The sequence below is a fragment of the Microvirga sp. GN3 genome, assembly GCF_055792825.1.
In genome coordinates, this window is the sequence record NZ_JBVVAK010000139.1 from 1 (window position 1) to 19579 (window position 19579).

The 19579-nt window shown below is 63.0% G+C and carries 18 protein-coding genes and 2 pseudogenes; 18 read left to right on the forward strand and 2 right to left on the reverse strand.

Features of this window, described 5'->3' with window-relative positions; translation table 11 throughout:
* From ACS5Q1_RS37360 to ACS5Q1_RS37400, 9 genes and pseudogenes are all read left to right on the forward strand, one after another.
* Positions 1 to 124: pseudogene (locus ACS5Q1_RS37360) on the forward strand (IS481 family transposase); the annotation flags it as partial.
* Positions 125 to 159: 35 nt separating this feature from the next.
* Complete coding sequence (locus ACS5Q1_RS37365) at positions 160 to 2922, forward strand: hypothetical protein (protein ID WP_473102992.1); 2763 nt, start codon at positions 160 to 162, stop codon at positions 2920 to 2922.
* Between the two features lie 354 nt (positions 2923 to 3276).
* Positions 3277 to 3600, forward strand: coding sequence for an ArsR/SmtB family transcription factor (locus ACS5Q1_RS37370; protein WP_473102993.1), 324 nt, complete (start codon positions 3277 to 3279; stop codon positions 3598 to 3600).
* On the forward strand, positions 3597 to 4028 hold the full coding sequence (locus ACS5Q1_RS37375; RefSeq protein ID WP_473102994.1) for an SRPBCC family protein: 432 nt from the start codon (positions 3597 to 3599) through the stop codon (positions 4026 to 4028). Before ACS5Q1_RS37370 ends, ACS5Q1_RS37375 begins: the two co-directional genes overlap by 4 nt.
* A gap of 57 nt (positions 4029 to 4085) precedes the next feature.
* Entirely contained in the window at positions 4086 to 4301 is a 216-nt protein-coding gene (locus ACS5Q1_RS37380; protein ID WP_473102995.1) for a hypothetical protein, read from the forward strand.
* 134 nt (positions 4302 to 4435) lie between these two features.
* On the forward strand, positions 4436 to 5170 hold the full coding sequence (locus tag ACS5Q1_RS37385) for a Crp/Fnr family transcriptional regulator (RefSeq protein ID WP_473102996.1): 735 nt from the start codon (positions 4436 to 4438) through the stop codon (positions 5168 to 5170).
* Positions 5171 to 5372: 202 nt separating this feature from the next.
* Positions 5373 to 6833: a DUF5939 domain-containing protein gene (locus ACS5Q1_RS37390; protein ID WP_473102997.1), complete on the forward strand. Its 1461-nt coding sequence runs from the start codon at positions 5373 to 5375 to the stop codon at positions 6831 to 6833.
* A 125-nt stretch (positions 6834 to 6958) separates the two neighbouring features.
* Positions 6959 to 7756: a Crp/Fnr family transcriptional regulator gene (locus ACS5Q1_RS37395; protein ID WP_473102998.1), complete on the forward strand. Its 798-nt coding sequence runs from the start codon at positions 6959 to 6961 to the stop codon at positions 7754 to 7756.
* A 269-nt stretch (positions 7757 to 8025) separates the two neighbouring features.
* Complete coding sequence (locus ACS5Q1_RS37400) at positions 8026 to 8337, forward strand: hypothetical protein (RefSeq protein WP_473102999.1); 312 nt, start codon at positions 8026 to 8028, stop codon at positions 8335 to 8337.
* Positions 8338 to 8687: 350 nt separating this feature from the next.
* On the opposite strand, the gene ACS5Q1_RS37405 is transcribed toward ACS5Q1_RS37400, so the two are convergent.
* Positions 8688 to 9686, reverse strand: coding sequence for a LacI family DNA-binding transcriptional regulator (locus ACS5Q1_RS37405; RefSeq protein ID WP_473103000.1), 999 nt, complete (start codon positions 9684 to 9686; stop codon positions 8688 to 8690).
* A gap of 197 nt (positions 9687 to 9883) precedes the next feature.
* Here ACS5Q1_RS37405 and ACS5Q1_RS37410 point away from each other — a divergent pair, with 197 nt between their 5' ends.
* The 9 genes from ACS5Q1_RS37410 (at position 9884) to ACS5Q1_RS37450 (ending at position 19364) form a co-directional block, all read left to right on the forward strand.
* Entirely contained in the window at positions 9884 to 10678 is a 795-nt protein-coding gene (locus ACS5Q1_RS37410) for a glucosamine-6-phosphate deaminase (protein ID WP_473103001.1), read from the forward strand.
* Positions 10665 to 11444, forward strand: coding sequence for a sugar isomerase domain-containing protein (locus ACS5Q1_RS37415; protein WP_473103002.1), 780 nt, complete (start codon positions 10665 to 10667; stop codon positions 11442 to 11444). The genes ACS5Q1_RS37410 and ACS5Q1_RS37415 overlap by 14 nt, the downstream gene beginning before the upstream one ends.
* On the forward strand, positions 11441 to 12592 hold the full coding sequence (locus ACS5Q1_RS37420) for an N-acetylglucosamine-6-phosphate deacetylase (protein WP_473103003.1): 1152 nt from the start codon (positions 11441 to 11443) through the stop codon (positions 12590 to 12592). Before ACS5Q1_RS37415 ends, ACS5Q1_RS37420 begins: the two co-directional genes overlap by 4 nt.
* The gene (locus ACS5Q1_RS37425) at positions 12589 to 13842 is read left to right on the forward strand and encodes an alkaline ceramidase (protein ID WP_473103004.1); all 1254 of its coding nucleotides are present in this window, start codon (positions 12589 to 12591) and stop codon (positions 13840 to 13842) included. Before ACS5Q1_RS37420 ends, ACS5Q1_RS37425 begins: the two co-directional genes overlap by 4 nt.
* Positions 13843 to 13955: 113 nt before the next feature.
* The gene (locus ACS5Q1_RS37430; RefSeq protein ID WP_473103005.1) at positions 13956 to 15281 is read left to right on the forward strand and encodes an ABC transporter substrate-binding protein; all 1326 of its coding nucleotides are present in this window, start codon (positions 13956 to 13958) and stop codon (positions 15279 to 15281) included.
* Between the two features lie 70 nt (positions 15282 to 15351).
* Positions 15352 to 16239 carry a carbohydrate ABC transporter permease gene (locus tag ACS5Q1_RS37435; RefSeq protein ID WP_203444041.1) on the forward strand — a complete coding sequence of 296 codons (888 nt, stop codon included), beginning with the start codon at positions 15352 to 15354 and terminating at the stop codon, positions 16237 to 16239.
* Positions 16240 to 16295: 56 nt separating this feature from the next.
* Positions 16296 to 17108, forward strand: coding sequence for a carbohydrate ABC transporter permease (locus ACS5Q1_RS37440; RefSeq protein WP_473103006.1), 813 nt, complete (start codon positions 16296 to 16298; stop codon positions 17106 to 17108).
* Entirely contained in the window at positions 17105 to 18340 is a 1236-nt protein-coding gene (locus ACS5Q1_RS37445) for an AGE family epimerase/isomerase (RefSeq protein WP_473103007.1), read from the forward strand. The genes ACS5Q1_RS37440 and ACS5Q1_RS37445 overlap by 4 nt, the downstream gene beginning before the upstream one ends.
* A 262-nt stretch (positions 18341 to 18602) precedes the next feature.
* Entirely contained in the window at positions 18603 to 19364 is a 762-nt protein-coding gene (locus ACS5Q1_RS37450; protein WP_473103008.1) for a calcium-binding protein, read from the forward strand.
* A gap of 95 nt (positions 19365 to 19459) precedes the next feature.
* Here ACS5Q1_RS37450 and ACS5Q1_RS37455 read toward each other — a convergent pair.
* Positions 19460 to 19579 (reverse strand): annotated as a pseudogene (locus tag ACS5Q1_RS37455) (IS481 family transposase); the annotation flags it as partial.

Here is a 19579-nt window from a genome sequence, read left to right on the forward strand (position 1 = left end):
CGCCCGCCGGCTCAAGACCCTGCGCGGCCTCACCCCCTACGAGTACATCTGCAAGATCTTTACAAGCGAGCCGCAACGCTTCAGGCTCGACCCGCTCCACCAAATGCCGGGACTAAACATCTAGACCGAAAGACGGCGTCGTTTCTCGACCCGAAGATTGTGGACGACGGCCGCTTCCTCGATGCGGCAGCAGCCTTGGCCGCCGCTCCAAGCGCCCGTACCATCCCCGGCACGCCGAAGGCCGATAGGCTGATCGGCACCTCGGGCAACGATGTGCTCTCAGGGCTCGGCGGCAACGACACGCTCGACGGTCGCAAGGGCCGCGACCGGATGACCGGCGGCACCGGCAACGACACCTACATCGTCGACAATAGCCGCGATCAGGTAATTGAGCGCGCCAAGGGCGGCACCGATCTGGTCAAGGCCTCGGTCCACTGGATTCTAGGATCGCAGGTCGAGAACCTGACCCTGACCGGCCGCGCCGCTCTGAAGGGCGCCGGCAACAGCCTGAACAACACCATCACCGGCAATGACGGCCACAATATCCTCGACGGCAAGCGCGGGGCCGACAAACTCGCTGGGGCTAAGGGCAACGACACCTATATCGTCGACCATGCGGGCGACCGGGTTACCGAGAAGGCGAACCAGGGCCTCGACACCGTCCAGGCTTCAGTAAGCTGTACGCTCGGCGCGCATGTGGAGAACCTGCTTCTCACCGGCAACGCCCTGTTCGGCACCGGCAACGATCTTGCCAACACGGTCACGGGCAATGGCTTCGCAAACACGCTCAATGGCGACGCCGGCAACGACAGCCTCGATGGCGGCCTTGGCGACGACACGCTGTTGGGCGGTACCGGAGCGGATCTGCTCCAGGGCGGCGATGGCAGCGACCGGCTGGATGGCGAGGCCGGCGCGGACATCATGGCCGGCGGTCAAGGCGACGACGTGTACCTCGTCGATCATGCCGGTGACGCGGTGAGCGAAGGAGCAGGCTCCGGCACAGATACGGTGTGGAGTAGCGTCGACTACGCCCTTGGCGCGGATATCGAGCGGCTCATGCTGACGGGCGCCGCGCTCTCCGGCACCGGCAACGCTCTCGCCAACACGATCACCGGCACAGCCGGAAACAACATTCTCGACGGCGGCGCAGGCGCCGATACGCTCGAAGGCGGCGCGGGCGACGATCTCTATCTCGTCGACGCCGCTGCGGATGTCATCGTGGAGGCCGCGGGCGGCGGCTCGGACACAGTACGGGCCACCTCCGGCGACTACACGCTCGGCGCGCATCTGGAGCGGCTGGTGCTGATCGGCTCTGCCGTCTCGGGCACCGGCAACGGACTCGCCAACGCCATTACCGGCAACACCCAGGCGAACACACTCAAGGGCGAGGCGGGCGACGACACCCTCGACGGCGGCGCCGGAGCGGATGTGCTCCAGGGCGGCGAAGGCAACGACTTCTATATCGTCGGCGATGCGAGCGACGAGATCCTGGAAGCCATCGGCGACGGCTATGACAGCGTCGAAGCTTCGGTCGATTACGTCATCGGCGACAACGTGGAGCGACTCGTCCTGATAGGCGCCGCCATCGCCGGCACCGGCAATGCCATCGACAACCTGATCATCGGCAACGCGCTCGCAAATTCCCTGACGGGCGGCGAAGGCAACGATACCCTCGATGGTGGCGAGGGCAACGACAACCTCATCGGTGGCAGCGACAATGACAGCCTCGTCGGCGGCAAGGGCGACGATACCCTCACCGGCAGCGATGGCAACGACTCCGTCATCGGTGGCGATGGCCACGACAGCCTCGACGGCGGTGAAGGCAACGACAGCCTCATTGGTGGCGACGGCAACGACACTCTCATCGGCGGAGTGGGGGCCGATAGCCTCGATGGCGGCGCAGGCGACGACACGTACGAGGTCGACGACGCGGGCGACACGATTGCCGAAACCGGAGACGGGACCGACACGGTTCGCGCCTCGCTCAACTACACACTCGGCACTGGCATCGAGAATCTCGTGCTTCTCGGCGCGGCGATTTCCGGCACCGGCAACGCCCTCGACAACACGATCACCGGCAACGCGGGCAACAACATCCTCATCGGTGGCCTCGGCAACGACAGCCTCGTCGGCGGCAGCGGCGATGACACCCTCGTCGGCGGAATCGGCAACGACATCCTCCATGGCGGCGATGACAACGACAACGCTGACGGCGGCGATGGCAACGACAGCGTCAACGGCGATTCCGGCAACGACACTCTCAATGGCGGCATCGGCAACGACGTCCTCTATGGCGGCAACGGCAACGACAGCCTCAACGGGGGCGATGGCGACGACTGGCTCGGCAGCGGCAGCGAAGGGGTCGGCAACGACAGCGGCAACAACACCCTCAACGGCGGCGAAGGCCACGATGTCCTCAACGGCGGCCTTGACGGCGACACTCTCGACGGCGGCGGCGGCAGCGACAGACTTCTTGGCAACGGCGGCAATGACATCCTCATCGGCGGCGAAGGCCAAGACCTCTTCTACGGCGGCGCGGGCAACGACACTTTCGTAGGCGGGCTCGGCCGAGATATTTTCACCTACACGACCTTAGATCTCGGTTCGTCTGTCGACACCCTCAGCGACTTCGACTTCAGCTTGGTCGGCGGCGTCGATAATCAAAGCGTGGACTTGCTCGATTTGTCCGCTATCGATCCGATCACCGATCGGCCGGGCGACCAGGCGTTCACGCTCATGGCGCGCACGGATCCCCCCACTGGATTGATGGCCCCCGGCACTCTCTATTACGATTCGACAAACCACATCCTTTACGGATACGTCGGAAATCAAGGCGTTAACGTAGCGCCCAGTCTCACCATCAAGGTCACAGTGGGCACCACCTGGGACGACTTCACGACAAACTTCAACCTCGCCCGCTAGCACATCGTGCGGACCCGAAGGTCCGCCCCCAACGATGTGCTCAGCAAAGACAGGGCATCGGGCGATTCCAAAAAGTGCAAATCCACTTTTGGGTCTGATGCTCTTTCTCTTGATCGGCGCATCGTGTTGTGCGGAAAACCGGTTCCACTTTTCACTGACGCGGCCCACTGGGTCCGCACGATGCGCTAAGCCTCAATTGATCGGGATCCCGGCACAAGGCCGCCAGCGACAGCGGACCCCACATGGCCGTCGCTCCCTGTGACGAGATCATGATGTTGCTGCCCATTCTCGATTGACTCATTCATAACCCATCGGTTATTGGTCAAATCAATAACCAGCGAGTTATTGATCCCAATGACGGATATCCACGACGCACTCTTCAGAACCCTCGCCGATCCGACCCGGCGGGCCATTTTCGAACGGCTGTGCCGCAACGGAGAGCAGACGGTTGGGGCTCTGACCGCCCAGGCCGGGATCTCGCAGCCGGCCGTCTCAAAGCATCTCGGGATCCTGAAACAGGCCGGGCTGGTGCGCGACCGCCACGAAGGTCGCCAGACGCACTACAGCGCACAACCCAGAGCCCTGGCTCCGCTAATCGACTGGACAAGCCAAATGGCCGGCTTCTGGCAAAGCCGGTTCGATGACCTCGAAGATTTGCTCAAAAGGATGGACCAATGAACGAAATGCTGACCGAAACGCGCTCCGTCGTCGTCGAGCGGGAGATCCCTCATCGACCGGAAAAGATCTGGCGCGCGCTCACGCAGCCACATCTGATTGCGGAGTGGCTGATGAAGAATGACTTCGCGCCTATCGTGGGCCACCGGTTCAATCTTCGCGGGGACTGGGGCGGCATATTGGATTGCGAGGTTCTCGCCATCGAGCCGAACAACACGCTGTCCTATACCTGGAATTTCACGCACGACGATGCGGCCTACGATCTGAAAAGTGTGGTGACCTTTACTCTTATCCCGACGAGCACGGGCACTCTCTTGCGGATGGAGCAGGTCGGCTTCCGGCCGGATCAGAAGCAGGCCTACGGCGGCGCCAAGGCAGGATGGCAGGGATTCTTCGCGAACCTGGAGCAGGTTTTGGCGCGGATCGATTGAGGCCACCGTGGAGTGGATCACCCGGTCCGCTTCGACTGATCTTCAGAGGACATCACAATGAACTGGAACAAATGGATTCGGCAGGGTCACCGCTGGCTGTCGATCATCTTTACAGTGACCGTCATCGCCAACTTCGTCGCCATGGGGCTGGGGGAGCCTCCTGCCTTAGTGGTCTATTCGCCATTGCTCCCGCTCTTCCTGCTGCTGTTCACCGGCCTGTACATGTTCGTGCTGCCGTACGCCACCAAGCGGCGCGTCTACGGAAAGGCGTGAGAACAAGGGCCGGGACGTCAGCGAAGAGGTCCGCTCCGAGCGATGCTCCATTCAATTGCCCGGAGGTCTCAGAGGCGCTACGCTGACCCGATTGGCACCGATCCCCACTATCTGGGTAAACTGGCGGCGTCGCGATGATGAGGGCCGGTAAAGCGGTTGACTGCACGAACCAGCTTCTCGCGGCCGTGGCGCCGGAGGACTTCGTGCTCCTCAAGCCTCACCTGGAACTCGTCGAACTCAGGCGCGAGCAGGTGCTCTACGAGGCCGGCGAGATCGTTCGCGATGTCTACTTCCCCCATGAGGCTGTGATCTCACTCGTCAATATCCTGGAAGACGGCGGCACCGCCGAGGTGGCGGTGTTCGGGCGCGGGAGCGCAATGGGGCTTCTGAGCGGGATCGTCACGCGGGAAGCCTTCGGCCGTTATGTGGTGCAGATCGTCGGGACCGCCTCGCGGATCTCCATCGAGCGCCTGAACGAGGCAAGGAGCGCCCGCCCCAAGCTGCAGCGTTTGATGATGGGCTATACCGAGGTCCTGCTCGCGCACACGTTCCAACTTCTCACCTGCAATGCCGTGCACCCTGTGGAGGCGCGCTGCTGCCGCTGGCTCCTCATGCTGCGTCAGCAGCTGCAGCAGGACACGCTGCCGCTCACCCACGAGTTCCTGGTCGAGATGCTGGGGGTTCAGCGTTCGACGGTGAGTGTGGTGATCAGAACTCTCCAGACAGCGGGGCTGATCCGGCAGAACCGCGGGAGCATCACGGTGACGGACTGGGAGGGTCTCGAGGAAACCGCCTGCGAGTGCTACGGCCGGGTCATGGACCTCTACCGGCGCCTGCTGCGGCCCACTTCCGACAGGCCACGGCATTAGTCTCGACAATTATCGCCGTTCCACGCTCCGGCGACGCGAGAGCCCTGCCTCCGCAGCCGGTATTTATCAGCGCCGGACAAGGCCTCCAGCCTGAGCCCGCACTCGCTTCAGTCATCGCCACCTGATATTATCACGGGAATTCTCGGCCCCTCTCGCAGCGGCAGAGACTGCCGCTGCCATTTCAGGCCAGGTCAGGGCTCCGATGGAAGCGGTGGTCTACGAACAGATCCTGGACGAGCGCCTCGCCGCCTTGGAAGCGGCACGCGCCTGGAGCCCACGCGTGATCTCCAAGCTGGAGAGCCATATCCGCTCGGCCGATGACGTCGCCCTGTTCCGCATCAATCCGATCCGGTTCGCCGCCGAGAAGAACATCGCCGAGGCCGAAGCCATCGATCTGTTCCTTCACGGAGCCTTCCTGGGCTTGTTCGAAATGGATTGGCTGCTGCTCTGCTCGGCCTGTTCCTGCGTGGTCGAGAGCTTTGGCAGCCTCAAGGGCGTGCGCAATCAGTTCCACTGCGCCATGTGCCGGGCCGATCTGGAGGCTGCGCTCGATGACTGCATCGCCGTCACCTTCACGGTCTCGCCGCAGATCCGGCCGATCGCATTCCACCGGCCCGAGAATCTCCCGGCCGGGGATTTCGCCTTCGCGTACAAGCTGACGGACGAGGGATTGCTGCCCGATGGGACACCCTTCGTTCAGGTGCTGAAGGCCTGGACCTCCGCGATCAGCTACCTGCCGCCGGGAACCACTCGGCTCGAGGTCAACGCTCAAAAGGGGCTGCTGCATGCCTGGGCACCTGACAGCGATGCCGGTTTCGACTTCCGGGTTGACGGTGAGCCGACCGCGTCACCCCAGACAGTCCGCATCCGTTATCTGGGCAACCGGTGCGAACCGGCCGAGGGAATTGTGGCGCCGGGCCGGATTGTGTTCGAGATCGAGAATGCGACTGGCCAGCAAGGTTTTCTCGGTGTCTCCGCCATCCCTGCCGAGGCCCTGCCCATCCTGGAGATCCCGCGGCTCGACTTCGTCCCTCACCTGTCCGGCAGCCGCCTGCTGGCGACCCAGACCTTTCGCGACCTGTTCCGCTCGGAAGCGATCCGGGCGGTCGAAGGCATCAGCGTGCGGGACATCACGCTGCTATTCACCGACCTGAAGGGCTCGACCGACCTCTATGATCGGATCGGCGATCTCAACGCCCTGTCGCTGGTCCAGCAGCACTTCGAGCGGCTGCGGGAGGTCACGGTCCGGCACGGTGGCGCGATCATCAAGACCATCGGCGACGCGGTCATGGCAGCTTTCGTCGAGCCGGCGGACGCGGTCCGGGCAGCCCTCGCCATGCTGCAGGACATGGAAGCGTTCAATCGCCGGCTGCCCAGTCGGGAGGTCATTCTCAAGATCGGCATTCACAGGGGAGCAGCCATCGCGGTTACGCTGAACGAGCGGCTGGACTACTTCGGTCAGACAGTCAACATCGCCGCCCGGGTTCAAAGCCTGTCGGAAGCAAAGGAAATCTGTCTGACGAACGAGGTTCTGACTGCGCCGGGGGTCCAGGACATCCTGGCACCTTTCGTCCCAAAGTCGACGATGGCCCAGCTGAAGGGAGTACATCAGCAGATGCCGGTCTTTCGGGTCAATGCCGGGAACACTTCCGCTCTCCGATGACGATCTAGCCCTTAGTAGTCCCCGCCCGTCCAAACGATCCTGCTGTCAGCGCGTTATGCATGCCGGATAGGGATTGCTCCTGTGGTAAGCGGATCATGCCGTCAGAAGGACACCATAACACTTCTTTGGCCCCGGGATCTCTACCAGATCGCCGGAGCAACCGGTTCCTCGCCGCGCTGGACATCGAGGACTTCGCCTTTCTGGAACAATCTCTTGAGAGCATGATCCTGCCGCGCGGCACCGTGCTGTACGAGGTGGGCGATCCGATCCGCCACACCTACTTCCCGCACGATGCCATCATCTCCCTTGTCGATGTGATGGAAGATGGGCGGCTGGCCGAAGTGGCCATGTTCGGGCGTGAAGGGCTGTTCGGCCTGCTGAGCGCCGTTGTCAGCCGGGAAGCCTTCGGACGCTACGTCGTGCAGATCCCCGGCACCGCCTCCCGGGTTCCTCTTGACCACATGCACGCGGCCATCCGGACATGCCCTAATCTTCGACGGCTGCTGCTTGCCTACAACGAGGCTCTTCTGGCGCAGGCGTATCACACGGTCGCGTGCAATGCGGTGCATTCCGTCGAGGCCCGGTGCTGTCGCTGGATCCTGAGCACGCACGACCGCCGGGACGAGGATGTTCTGCCCCTCACCCATGAGTTCCTGGCCGAAATGCTCGGCGTGCAGCGCTCCACCGTCAGCACGGTCCTGCGCAATCTCCAGACCTCGGGCCTGATCGAGCAGTACCGCGGCGGCATCACGGTGATCGACCGCCCCGGTCTCGAACAGGGAGCCTGCGAGTGCTACCGCAAGATCCGCTCCCGCTTCGAGAAACTTCTGCCTGGCACCTATGCCCGTCCTGACCTTGACGGCGAGAGCCCGCCGTCACGATCTGTCCTGCCGGCCGCTCCAACAAACAAACTGTGCCGTTGAGATGCATCGGAAAGCTTGGGCCAATGTGCCATCGGGACAGCTTTCACGATATGGACGAACCTCAACTCTGTGGTGCCCGTAGAGCATCGGACTGGAAATCGGACTCCTGGGCTCTGGGGCTAGGCTGATGGTCGCAAGGCCATTGCCAGCGCTCGGCATGAGCCGCTTTCCATTGTCCACGCGGGCCAGAAGGGCTTAGACTCGTCGCGTCGCGTTCAGTGCAGCGCTGGCCTGATGCCAGTCACATCAACCTCCCTGAGGAGGTCCCCATGTACGCACGACTGACGACGTTTCGCGTCAAGCCCGACAAGATAGGTGACATGCTCCGCTGGCGTCAGGAGAACGAGGCCGCGATCTATGCGCAACCCGGCCTCCGGGAGTGGCTTGGGCTCTTGGACGAGGAGGGCGAAGTCTTCGTTGTTGCCCTCTTCGACAATGAGCAGGCGGCGCGTGACGCCATGCCCCAAGTTTGGGCTCTCTGGGAGCAGATGGCGCCCATGCTCCAAGGTAAGCCAACGGCAAGATTTCTCGACGTGATGGCCGCACAAAGCTTCGCTCCGCAGGGAGCGGCCTCGGCCTGACCCCTTCCGGGGCCCTCTGGGCGGGGGTGAGCAGGCAGAATGTCTTCAGAGCCTGTTTAAATACAATCCCGCTTGACCGTTCTGCACCCGGATGTGTGGTGTCCAGGGACGCCGCACATTTACTTTCGTCCTCATGCCTAGCGCATCGTGCGGACCCGAAGGGCCGCGCCCAACGATGCGCCAGCTCAAGAGTTGAGCATCGGAATTGACCCCAAAAGCGGGTCCACTTTTGGATCCGATGCTCTAGCGCATCGTGCGGACCCAGAGGGGCCACGCCAGTGAAAAGTGGATCCGGTTTTCGCTGACGCGGCCTCCGGGTCCGCGAGAACGATGCGCCAGAACGGCAACGGCTACACGCTTGCTGTCAGAATGGTTGTGTTGCGGACGACCAAGTGAGTGTCCAACACATAGCGTATGTCACGCACGGGCTGGCTTTGCAGCAATTCGAGAAGCAGCGACAGCGCGGCCTTGCCGGCCTCCACGGACCGGTTCGAGACGGTGGTCAGGGACGGATATGTAGCAGCGCCCAGCACGTCGTCACATCCAACGATACTGAATTGGTCAGGGACCCTGATCTTGCGATCCGACAATCCGCCGAGAATTCCCTGCGCCATCAGATCGTCGAACGCAATCGCAGCCGTGGCCCCCGTCGCCAGGATCGCGGCCACGACCTCCCGCCCTGCATCGTAGCTCGCCACGGCGGCGGCCACGACGTCTACTTTCAAACCCAAGCGCTCGGCAGCCTTGCGCACCGCGAGGCGACGTTGCTTGTTGGACCACGATGTCGCCGGTCCGGCGACATAGACGATGTGCCGATGTCCAAGTCCCGCCAGATGTGCGACCGCCTCCCGCACTCCTGAGCCGCTGTCGATCAAAACGCGGGGGATGCCCTCGACGTCGCGATTGATCAGAACCAGGGGCCTTTGGGCGGCATGGGCTCGGATGCGTTCGTCCGACAGGCGGGACGAGGCAAGGATCAGCCCCTCGACCTGGCCTGAGAAGCGGCCCACGAGTTTGTCCTCCTGCTTTGGGTCCTCATCCGAATTGCCCAGAAACACGCAGAAATCGGACCGGTCGGCTTCCATCTGCGCAGCCCGGATCAAGGGCGGGAAGAATGGATTGGCGATATCAGGGACGATGAGCGCGACATTCCCATGGCGCCCCGTACTCAGGGCGCGTGCCGTCTGGTTCGGGACATAGCCGAGCTTCTCGGCCGCCTCCAAGACGCGCCTGACCGTCTCGGGGCTCAGCATCTCCGGGCGGCTGAAGGCACGAGAGACGCTGGAGCGGGCCACGCCCGCTGCCTCCGCCACCTGCTTGATGGTCAGTTTCTCTTTCCGCCCGCTCACCGTTGTTCCTCTATTACCAATCGCCAGCAGTACCGTTCGTCTTCGTTGAGCACAATGCTCGCGCGTTTCTCAGGACAGCGTCAGCGCGCCGAGCCGTTGACATGCAACCGGTTGCAGGCTTTAGTTCATGCCATCGCCGGAGTCGGAGCACAAGAGCCCATGCTTTCGGCTGGCTGGGCGACATTCAAGAGGTTACCGTGACGGATACTCATGCTCAGCCCCCTGCCCCAGCGAGCGACCGCAGGGTCGACCGGCTGCGTGTCGAGAGTTACCGCACGCGGGCTGAGATGGGCGCGGCCAGCGCCGCCGCGATCGCAACGGAGCTCCGTGAACGGCTGAGCCGCCAGCCACAGGTGCGGATGATTTTTGCCGCCGCCCCCAGCCAGGCGGAAACCCTCCGCGGCCTTCGGGATCAGAAGGGAATCGATTGGAAGCGTGTGACCGCCTTTCACATGGACGAATATATCGGGCTTCCCGGCGAAGCTCCGCAGCGATTTGCGCGTTGGCTCGACGATGCCCTGTTCGCGCATCTGCCCTTTGGAGCCGTGCATCACATCGTGCCCGAACCGGATCCCGCGGCGGCGGCGGCGGCCTATAGCGAGAAACTTGCCGAGGCTTCCATCGATATCGTCTGCCTCGGAATCGGCGTGAACGGCCATATTGCCTTCAATGACCCTCCGGTGGCAGATTTCCATGATCCGCTCGATGTCAAGATCGTCACCCTCGACGAGGCCTGCCGCCAGCAACAGGTCGATGACCAATGCTTCGCGCGCTACGACGATGTTCCCGAGCACGCATTGACGCTGACGATCCCACGCCTCCTGCGCGCCGATCGCCTGTTCTGCGTCGTCCCAGGCTCTGCCAAGCGGGATGCCGTCCGTCGAGCCCTCTACGGGCCGGTGGCGACCGCCTGCCCGGCCAGCATCCTGCGCCAGCAGGCCCACTGCACCCTTTATCTCGATGCGGAGTCCGACCCTGATGCCGACCGGTGAGCCCATTGATGCCGATGCGCTCTGCGCCGGCTATCTCGCATCCGCAACGGGCCTGATGCAGCGCATCCTGACGGAGGAACGCGCCGCCACGGAGGATGCCGCCCGTCGCCTCGCGGATCAGATTGCTGCCGATCGACTGATTCATATCTTCGGTCCGGGCGGCCATTCCAATCTCGCCGCGCAGGAGGTGTTCTTCCGCGCAGGAGGCCTGATGCATGTCAGCGCCATTCTTGACGAAGGAACGCTGCTCTCCAACGGGGCGCTGCGCTCCATGGCGATAGAGCGCACTCCTGGCTACGGCAAGGTGGTGATCGCCAACCAGCGGCTCGGTCCGGGCGATCTTCTCATTCTCGTCAACGCCTATGGCATCAATGCCGCGCTGATTGATGCCGCCCTCGAAGCAAAATCTCGGGGAGTTTTCCTGATCGGTGTCAGCTCGCGCGAGCACGCCAGCAATACCTCGCCCGATCATCCGGCCCGGCATCCCACGCGCCAGAATCTGCACGACCTGGTCGATATCGCAATCGACACCAAGGTTCCGATCGGCGACGCCGTCGTGCGCGTTCCCGGCATGAGCCAGGACATCGCGGCGATCTCGACCTTCGCCAACGCTTTCGCACTCAACTGCCTGGTCATCCGCACTGTGGCGGCGCTCAACGAGCGCGGTATCGAGCCGCCCGTATGGCGCAGCGGCAATGCGCCGGGCGGCGACGAAGCCAATGCCCGCTTCGTGGCGAATTTCCACAACCGGGTCAAAGCCCTGTGAACTCGCCGGGCACCATTCTCGGCCGCGATCCCGCGACGGGTCAGGGCATCGCCGTTGTGGTGGAGAATGGTGTCATCGCAGCGATCCAGGCGATGGATGGGACCGGCCATGAGTTCATCGCTTCCGGCCTCGTCGACCTGCAGGTGAACGGCTTTGCCGGCGTCGATCTGAATGACCGCCGCCTCACGCCCGAGCGGGTGAAGATGCTGGCGGAACATATGCTGTCGGTTGGTGTCACGACCTTCCTGCCGACGCTGATTACCGCGCCCGAGGCCGACATCGTCCGCGCGCTGTCGGCCATCGCTGAGGCTCGCCGTCGCTTCCCGTTCGTGGCCGACATGGTCCCCTTCGTTCACGTGGAGGGGCCCTCCATTTCACCGCTGGACGGACCGCGGGGCGCTCATCCGGCCGCCGATGTGAGGGCACCGTCCCTCGACGAGTTCGAGCGCTGGCAGGCCGCTAGCTCCGACTGCGTCGGCCTTGTCACGCTGGCGCCCGAGCAACCCGGGGCGATCGATTACATATCGGCGCTTGCGCAGCGGGGCATTCGCGTCGCGCTTGGCCACACGGCCGCCACGCCCGACGAGATTCACGAAGCGGCCGCGGCCGGAGCGAGTCTGTCCACACATCTGGGTAACGGGGCCGCAGCCACTCTGCCCCGGCATCCCAACGTCTTGTGGAGCCAACTCGCGGATGACCGGCTGACCGCGACCTTCATCGCCGACGGCCATCATCTTCCGGCCGACACGTTCAAGGCGATGATCCGGGCCAAGGGGCGGGAGAGGACGATCCTGGTTTCGGACGCGGTTGCACTCGCCGGCATGCCGCCGGGCCTTTACGAACAGCCTGTCGGCGGCCATGTCGAGGTCACAGCCGATGGACGTGTCGGGATTGCCGGCACACCCTATCTTGCCGGCGCCGGGCTGCCGCTTTGCGCCAATGTCGCAATTGCCATCCAGATGGCTGGACTGACGCTCGGCGAAGGCCTCAGGCTTGCAACGGAGAACCCTGGCCGCATCGTCGGCGGCCGGGGCTGTCTCGCCGTCGGCGCCCCGGCCGATCTGATACAGTTCGCTTGGCATGAGGGACAGTGCCGGCTCGACCTGTCGGCCGTCTGGCTGCGAGGCGAAAAGGTGTTCTCCCGATGATCCGCGCCGGCACGGCTCTGGTGGACATCACGCCTCCGGCAGGGCTCGCTCTCTCCGGATTCGCGGCCCGCAGTGAGCCTGCGCTCGGTGCGCATGATCGTTTGACAGTGCGCGCCGTCGTCGTGGAGAACACCGCCCTTCTGGTCGCGGACGTGATCGGCCTTCATGGCGACATGGCGCGGCGCATCCGCGAGCGGTGCGCATTACCAGCCGACAATGTGGTCGTCGCGGCGCTGCACACGCATGGCGGCCCCGTCTCCATGACGGGCCGGCTGAGCCAGCAGGCCGACAGAGCCTATCTCGAGCGGCTGGAAACGGCATGTGTGCATGCGATCGACAAGGCAGTGGCCACCGCGCGGCCGGCACGCCTGACCGGCGGCTGGGGCGCGGATCCTGGAGTGGCGCGAAACCGCCGGCATGCGGATGGTCCGGTCGATTCTGCCCTGCCGGTTCTGCGCATCCATGATGCCGCCAGCGATCCGATGGCAGTGATCACGGCCTATGCCTGCCACCCGGTGGTGCTGGGCGCCGACAACCGGCTTTGGACGGCGGATTATCCGCACTATGTGCGCGAGCGCCTTGAAGCCGCCAATCCCGGCGCTATGGCGCTGTTTCTCACCGGTTGCGCGGCAGACGCCAATACCGGTCATTCGGCGCACGCCTCGATCAGCCTCGCGTCCAGCCCCTATCGCAGCTTCGCGTCGGCGCAATCTTACGGCGAGAGGATTGCCGATGCCGCACGGCAGGCCAATGAGACTCCATTGGGAGAGCATATCTCGGTAGCGAACCAAATCCTCCATCTCGGTTTCGATCGGCGCGAAGAGGAGCCTCCGGAGGTCCTGGCAGAGCGCTGGCGTCGCGAACGGGAGACGGCGGATCCCGCGCGCGCCGCTTTGCTCGCGCACTGGATTGCCTGGGCGACGGAAATCGCAGGCCGCGCTCCGGCGCCGGTCGAGGCGCGCGTCTCTTTGCTGAATTGGGGGGGAATGCCGATCGTGGCTCTGCCTGGAGAGATCTTCGCCGAGACCGCGCTGCAAATCCGCCAGGCTGCGCCAAGCCGCCCAGCTTTCGTCATCGGATTCGCCGAAGACAATCCCGGCTACATTCCGCCGGCGCAGGAATACAGGTTTGGCGGATATGAGGTCGACGAAGCGCATCGCTACTACGGACAACCGGCCACCTTCGCGTCCGGATCGGCCGAGGCCCTCGCGGCGGCGGCCATTGCCCTCCTTTCCGGGAGAACCGACTGACCGCAGCGGGCTAACCGCTCAGCCGGCCCGGCAGCCGGCGGCTTGACCCGCAACCGGTTGCATGAGAACCTTCCGATTGCCAGCATCGACACCATCAAAAACAGGGGAACGGGATGATCGGCGCGCTGAATTCTGCCACCACGACTTCACTGAAGCGGCGTCCTGCCCGCGCCGTCCTACTCGGCTCGGCCTTGGGAGCATCCATGCTCGCCGGGCTATCCGCCGCATCGGCCCAGACCGTCACGGTCTGGAGCGGCTATCCGGAAATGGCCCCGTTCTACGAACACGTGACTCAGGGCCTGAAAGCAAAGCATCCGAATCTCAACGTCAAGGTGGAGGCTATCGCACTTCGCGAGCATGAGAAGCGCATCGCGCTGGGCCTGACCTCCGGCGTTGCCGGCGCAACCGTGATCGAGCTCCAGGGCTCCACCGTTCGCCGCTATCTTGAGAACGACCTGCTGCCGAAGGCTCCCGATGCCGTGGCCAACTTCGTCAAGGACAAGGCCAATTTCGGTGAGTTCTTCACATCGAATGCAAGTTATGAGGGCGCGGTTTACGGCGTGCCCCTGTTCCGCGGCCAGGGTGCGCTGTACTACAACACCGACATGTTCAAGGCGGCCGGACTGAACGCGCCGCCCAAGACAATGGAAGAGTATACGCAATATGCCGAGAAGCTGACGAAGCGCGGCCCTGACGGCAATCCCACCATTTCCGGCTGGAGCCTGCGCCTCACCGGCGGCGGTCAGGGCATCGCCGAGAAGTTCTGGATCAATCTGTTCCAATATGGCGGCTCGGTGCTTGAGCCGACGGCCGACGGCAAGTGGCGGGCCAATTATGCCAACGAGGCCGGTCGCGCGACGCTCAAGCAGTACCTGCAGAACGTGCATGTCCTCAAAACCGTCACGCCCGAAATGCCCGCCGACGCGGAGGCTTTCGAACGCGGCCAGACCGCCATGTTCATCCGGGAATCCTGGGTGATCGGGGACATCGCCGCCAAGGCGCCCAATCTCAACTATGCCACCGCCCCGCTGCCGCGCGGCTCCATCGCGCTGCCAACCAATCTCTATGTGAAGGCGGATGGCGCCGACGCGAAGGCGGCCTGGGATTTCGTGATGGCGACGAACGAGCCCGAGAACCTGACATGGCTTCTCAAGAATGTAGGCTGGCTGCCGAACCGTTCGGGTGTCGACTATTCCGTCGTGACCAATGCGACTCCGGCATTCAACGCCTTTGTCAACTACCCGAAGGACTATAAGTTCTTCACCCTGCCCTCGATCGGACCGATCGAAGAGGTGCTGACGCGCTTGGCCGCCCAGCTCACGAATGCTTTCCGCAATGCGTCTCTGGCCAAGGACGATGCGGCCGTCGATGCCTTCCTCAAGTCGGCAGCGGACGAGACCAACCAGATCCTCCGCCGCGAAGGTCTTCTCGGGAAGTAGCTTCCCACTCTGCTCGGTCTTGCGTCGTCCGGTGCGCGCCAGCGCACCGGACGGAGTTTGAAGAGGTCTCCTGGTGCAGCGCAAGAGATGGATGTTCGCGTTCCTCGCGATCCTGCCGACATTGGTGATCTTCGCCTATGTCCGGATCTATCCCATTGGCGACACGTTGCGCTTAAGCCTGCACAAATGGGACATCCTGTCGAAGAACAAGCCGTTCATCGGCCTTGCGAACTTTGAGGAACTCTCCGGCGACCCTCTGTTCCGGGAGGCGCTCCTCAACACCACGATCATTGCCTTTGGCGTCCTGCTCATCACCATTCCCCTGGCGCTGATCCTCGCAGCGCTCATCTATCACCGCACCCGCTCACGTTTCGCCGGGTTCTACGAGACGGCGATCTTCATTCCACACGTCGTGTCGCTCGTGCCTGCGGCCATGGCGTGGAAGTGGGTTTTCGATGCCCGGCTCGGTCCCCTGAATGCTTTTCTCGCGACATTCGGTTTCTCGCCGAAGTCTTGGCTCTTCGATCCCGTGCTCTCAGTCGTGTGCATCATCGTGCTGTGCTCGTGGCAGGCGCTTGGCTATGCGGTGTTGATCTACCTTGTCGGCTTCAAGAGCCTGCCGACCTCACTCTATGAGGCCGCCGAGCTCGACGGCGCGTCGGCTCCCCAGCGCTTCTGGTATCTGTCGGTCCCTCTGCTCAAGCCGATCACCCTGTATGTTTCGGTCGTCACCCTCGTCTCCGGCTTCAATGTCTATGCCCAAGCCTTCGTCCTGGCCTCTGACGCTCAGGGCGCGCCGGGCCGGCAGGTGCGAGTCCTCGTGCTCGACATGCTGGAGAACAGCTTCCGCAACTACCGCGTCGGCTATGCCGCCTCCGAGGCGGTCGTTCTGCTGGCAATCGTTCTGGCGTTGACCCTGATCCAATTCAGGCTGCTGCGGGAGAAAGGCCGCTCATGAGAGCCCATCCTGAACAGACCTTCCGCCGAGGCATGTCCAGGCAGATGAAAGACCGAATGGTCAATATCACGATTGACGTGGTGCTCACCCTGGTCTGCCTGCTGATGATCCTGCCGCTTGTCTTTCTCGTCTCCAACGCGTTCAAGACGCCACAGGAGATGCTGGCCTGGCCGCCGACGGTCATTCCGGACGATCCGACGGCGGCGAACTTCAGAGCGGTTCTGGGCGACACCCCGCTACTGCGCTGGATCGGGAACAGCATCCTGTTCTCGATCCTGTCCACCCTCTGCATTCTGGCGACCTCGTCCATCTCGGGCTACATCCTGGGCAAGTTCCGCTCCCGCGCGTTCACCGTGTTCTTCGCCATCATCCTCGCGACGGCCATCGTGCCGTTCGAGGTTTATATGATTCCGCTTTACTTTCAGGCGAAGGCTCTCGGCATCCTCAACACCACCTGGGGATTGCTGCTGGGCTATCTCGTGATGAGCTTCGGCATCTTCCTCATTCGTCAGAACGTGATTCAGTCCATCCCGGACGAACTGCTCGAGGCTGCCCGAATTGACGGTGCGGGCGAGTTCTGGATCTTCTGGCGTATCGTACTTCCGCTCCTGCGCGGTGCCCTGGGAGCTCTGGGAGTGCTGGCTTTCTTCCAGGCCTGGACCGCGTTCGCCTGGCCTCTGATCGTCGCGACGACGCGGGACAGCTACACGATTGAAGTGGGGCTTGCCTTGTTTCAGACAGGCTTCACGGTCGATCTAGGACGGCTGAGCGCGGCCTCCGCGCTGGTCCTCATTCCGAGCATCACGCTGTTCGTCCTGTTGCGACGGAATTTTGTGCAGGGCGTCGCGAGCACGGGATTAAAGGAATGACTGGATCAGGCTTCTCTCTCGCCGGCGCGCGCACGCGGTATAGGGAGGCCAATGCGGCGACCCTGCGCTGGATGCTGGCGCGTCCGCGCCTTGGCGGCGACTTCCTCAACACCAAGGTCAACAGCCTGAGTCTTGAAGATTATGGCGACGCGGATGGGTTGCGTGGCCCGGCCTATCTCTATGGCTGGATCCAGGGGCGCGGGCTCGAAGCGGTTGCGATGCATGCGGAGTTCTTCAAGGCGGAGGATCCCGCCTTGGCCTCAGAACTCGACGAGACGGGGCGTGCTCTTTATGAGGCGCTTTGCCGACTTAAGCGCCGCGATGGACACGGCTATTTCTGCTATGACCATGAGCTGGAGCCCGTCTATGCCGATTCCGACGGCGCGCTGCACCGGCAGGCTCCCGCAGACGGCGTGTTTACCTATTCCGATGCCTTCTTCGCCAAGGGGCTCATCGCTGGAGCTGCGCGCTATGCCCGAGCGGACCTTCCTGAGCATCTCACCTATCTGGCCGAGATCATCGACGCGATCGAGCAGCAGCGCTTTCAAATGGACGAGCGTCGTCGCCTCTCGCTCCGTGCGGCTGCGGACGAGCCTGACGATTTCGGTCCACGGATGATCCTCCTCGGCGCGGCGGGTCTCCTCCACCGCGTTGGGCTTGGCGAACATTCAGCTTTCGCAGACCGCTTCATCGCCCATGTTCTCGAACGTCATTTCGACCCAGAGAGTGGCCTGTTGCGCAACGTCCCGGGAGCGGATGTCTGCAATGTCGGGCATGCCATCGAGTTCGTGGGCTTCGCACTGGACCATTTCCAGGGTGATGCCGAACCCGCCTTGGTGCAACAGCTTCAGTCCGTGCTCGGCTCCTCGTTCGCGCGCGGCTTCGTTGGTCCCGGCCTCTGCCTGTCAGTTTCGGCCGCAACCGGCAATCCCTTGAGTCCTTACTTTCCCTGGTGGTCTCTGCCCGAGACCATTCGGTCTGCTGCCCTGTGCTTCACTGCAACAGGCGATGGCGAGGCTCTCCGCATCTGGGAGCAAGCCGACCATGCGTTCTTTACGCGTTACTGGCGGGATACCCTCGCCTATCAGACCCTGACGAGAAACGGGCCGGTTGATTTCGTTCCGGCAACGCCCGATCTCGATCCCGGCTATCACATGGGACTGAGTCTCCTGGCCGCCATTCATGCGGCCGACCGGATCTCGACCCGTCCTCGTTCTCAGGCGACAATATAGCGCATCGTGCGGACCCAGAGGGCCGCGTCAGCGAAAAGTGGATCCGGTTTTCCGCGCCGAACGATACGCCGCTTATAGGAGGGAGCATCGGACCCAAAAGTGGAATCCACTTTTGGGTCCGATGCTCTATGGCAACAGATCAAAAATCGAACGCAAGGACGACCGGGGCAACAAGATGTGAACTGCGCCACAGAAGTTCTGCCGCGCGTCTGGCATTGCCTCTCGCAGAGCGGAAGTCAGTTCGTACCTAGAGGAGATGACCATGGAGTTCAGCAAGCGCTACTCACCTGGCCAGGACACGGAACTCCACCTTCCGGATGCCGCTGACGAGTCCGGTGGCGGCGTCGCTGACCCCTATTCTTCAGACCAGGACACGGACCTCGACCTTCCCGACATGTCTGATGAGACCGACGATGGCGAGGGCGTTGCTGACCCATACTCTCCTGACCAGGACACGGACCGCCAAAGCCCGGACATGTTGATCCGGGGCGGTGAGGACAGAGACTTTCTGTTGGGCGGTGAAGGCATTGACCATCTCTGGGGCGAAGGCGGCAATGACGTTCTCCTCGGCGATCAGGGAGATGACCATCTGAACGGGGGTGCCGGCAATGATCTCCTGGAGGGAGAGCTTGGAGCGGATCAGCTCACCGGCGGCGAAGATCAGGACATGTTCTTCTACCCTGATGCGGCCAATGCGAGCCCGGCGACCACGACGGGTGCGGATCAAATTCTCGATTTCCAGTACGGCACCGACAAGATCGGGCTTGGGGTTGCCGGAACAGCCGAGAACTACCACTCGGCCGGCACTGCCGCGACCTCAATGGATGCCGCGGCTCAGGAAGCGAACCAGACCTATGGCGAGGACGGTCTGACCTATGTTTACCTCGCCAATGAGGGAACCGACACCGGCTATCTGCTGGCGGATCTGGATGGGAACGGCAACTTCGAGTTTGGCATCACAATGGCCGGCAATGGCGGGCCGGGCGAGTTCGGCTATGATGCTATCGAGGATGTCAGCTTGTAGCGGGCAAGTCGCAGCAGCATCGTCGCCGGGTCCTGGTCCGAGCGGCACCGTTCATGAGGTCAGCGAAAAGTGGGTCCGGTTTTCTGCACGATGCTCTAAGTGTTCAGTCCCGGCATTTGATGGACCGGGTCAAAGGTGAAGCGTTTGGGCTCCTGTGTCCAGCATTTGCAGATGAACTCGTAGGGTGTGAGGCCCCTGAGGGTCTTCAGCCTTCG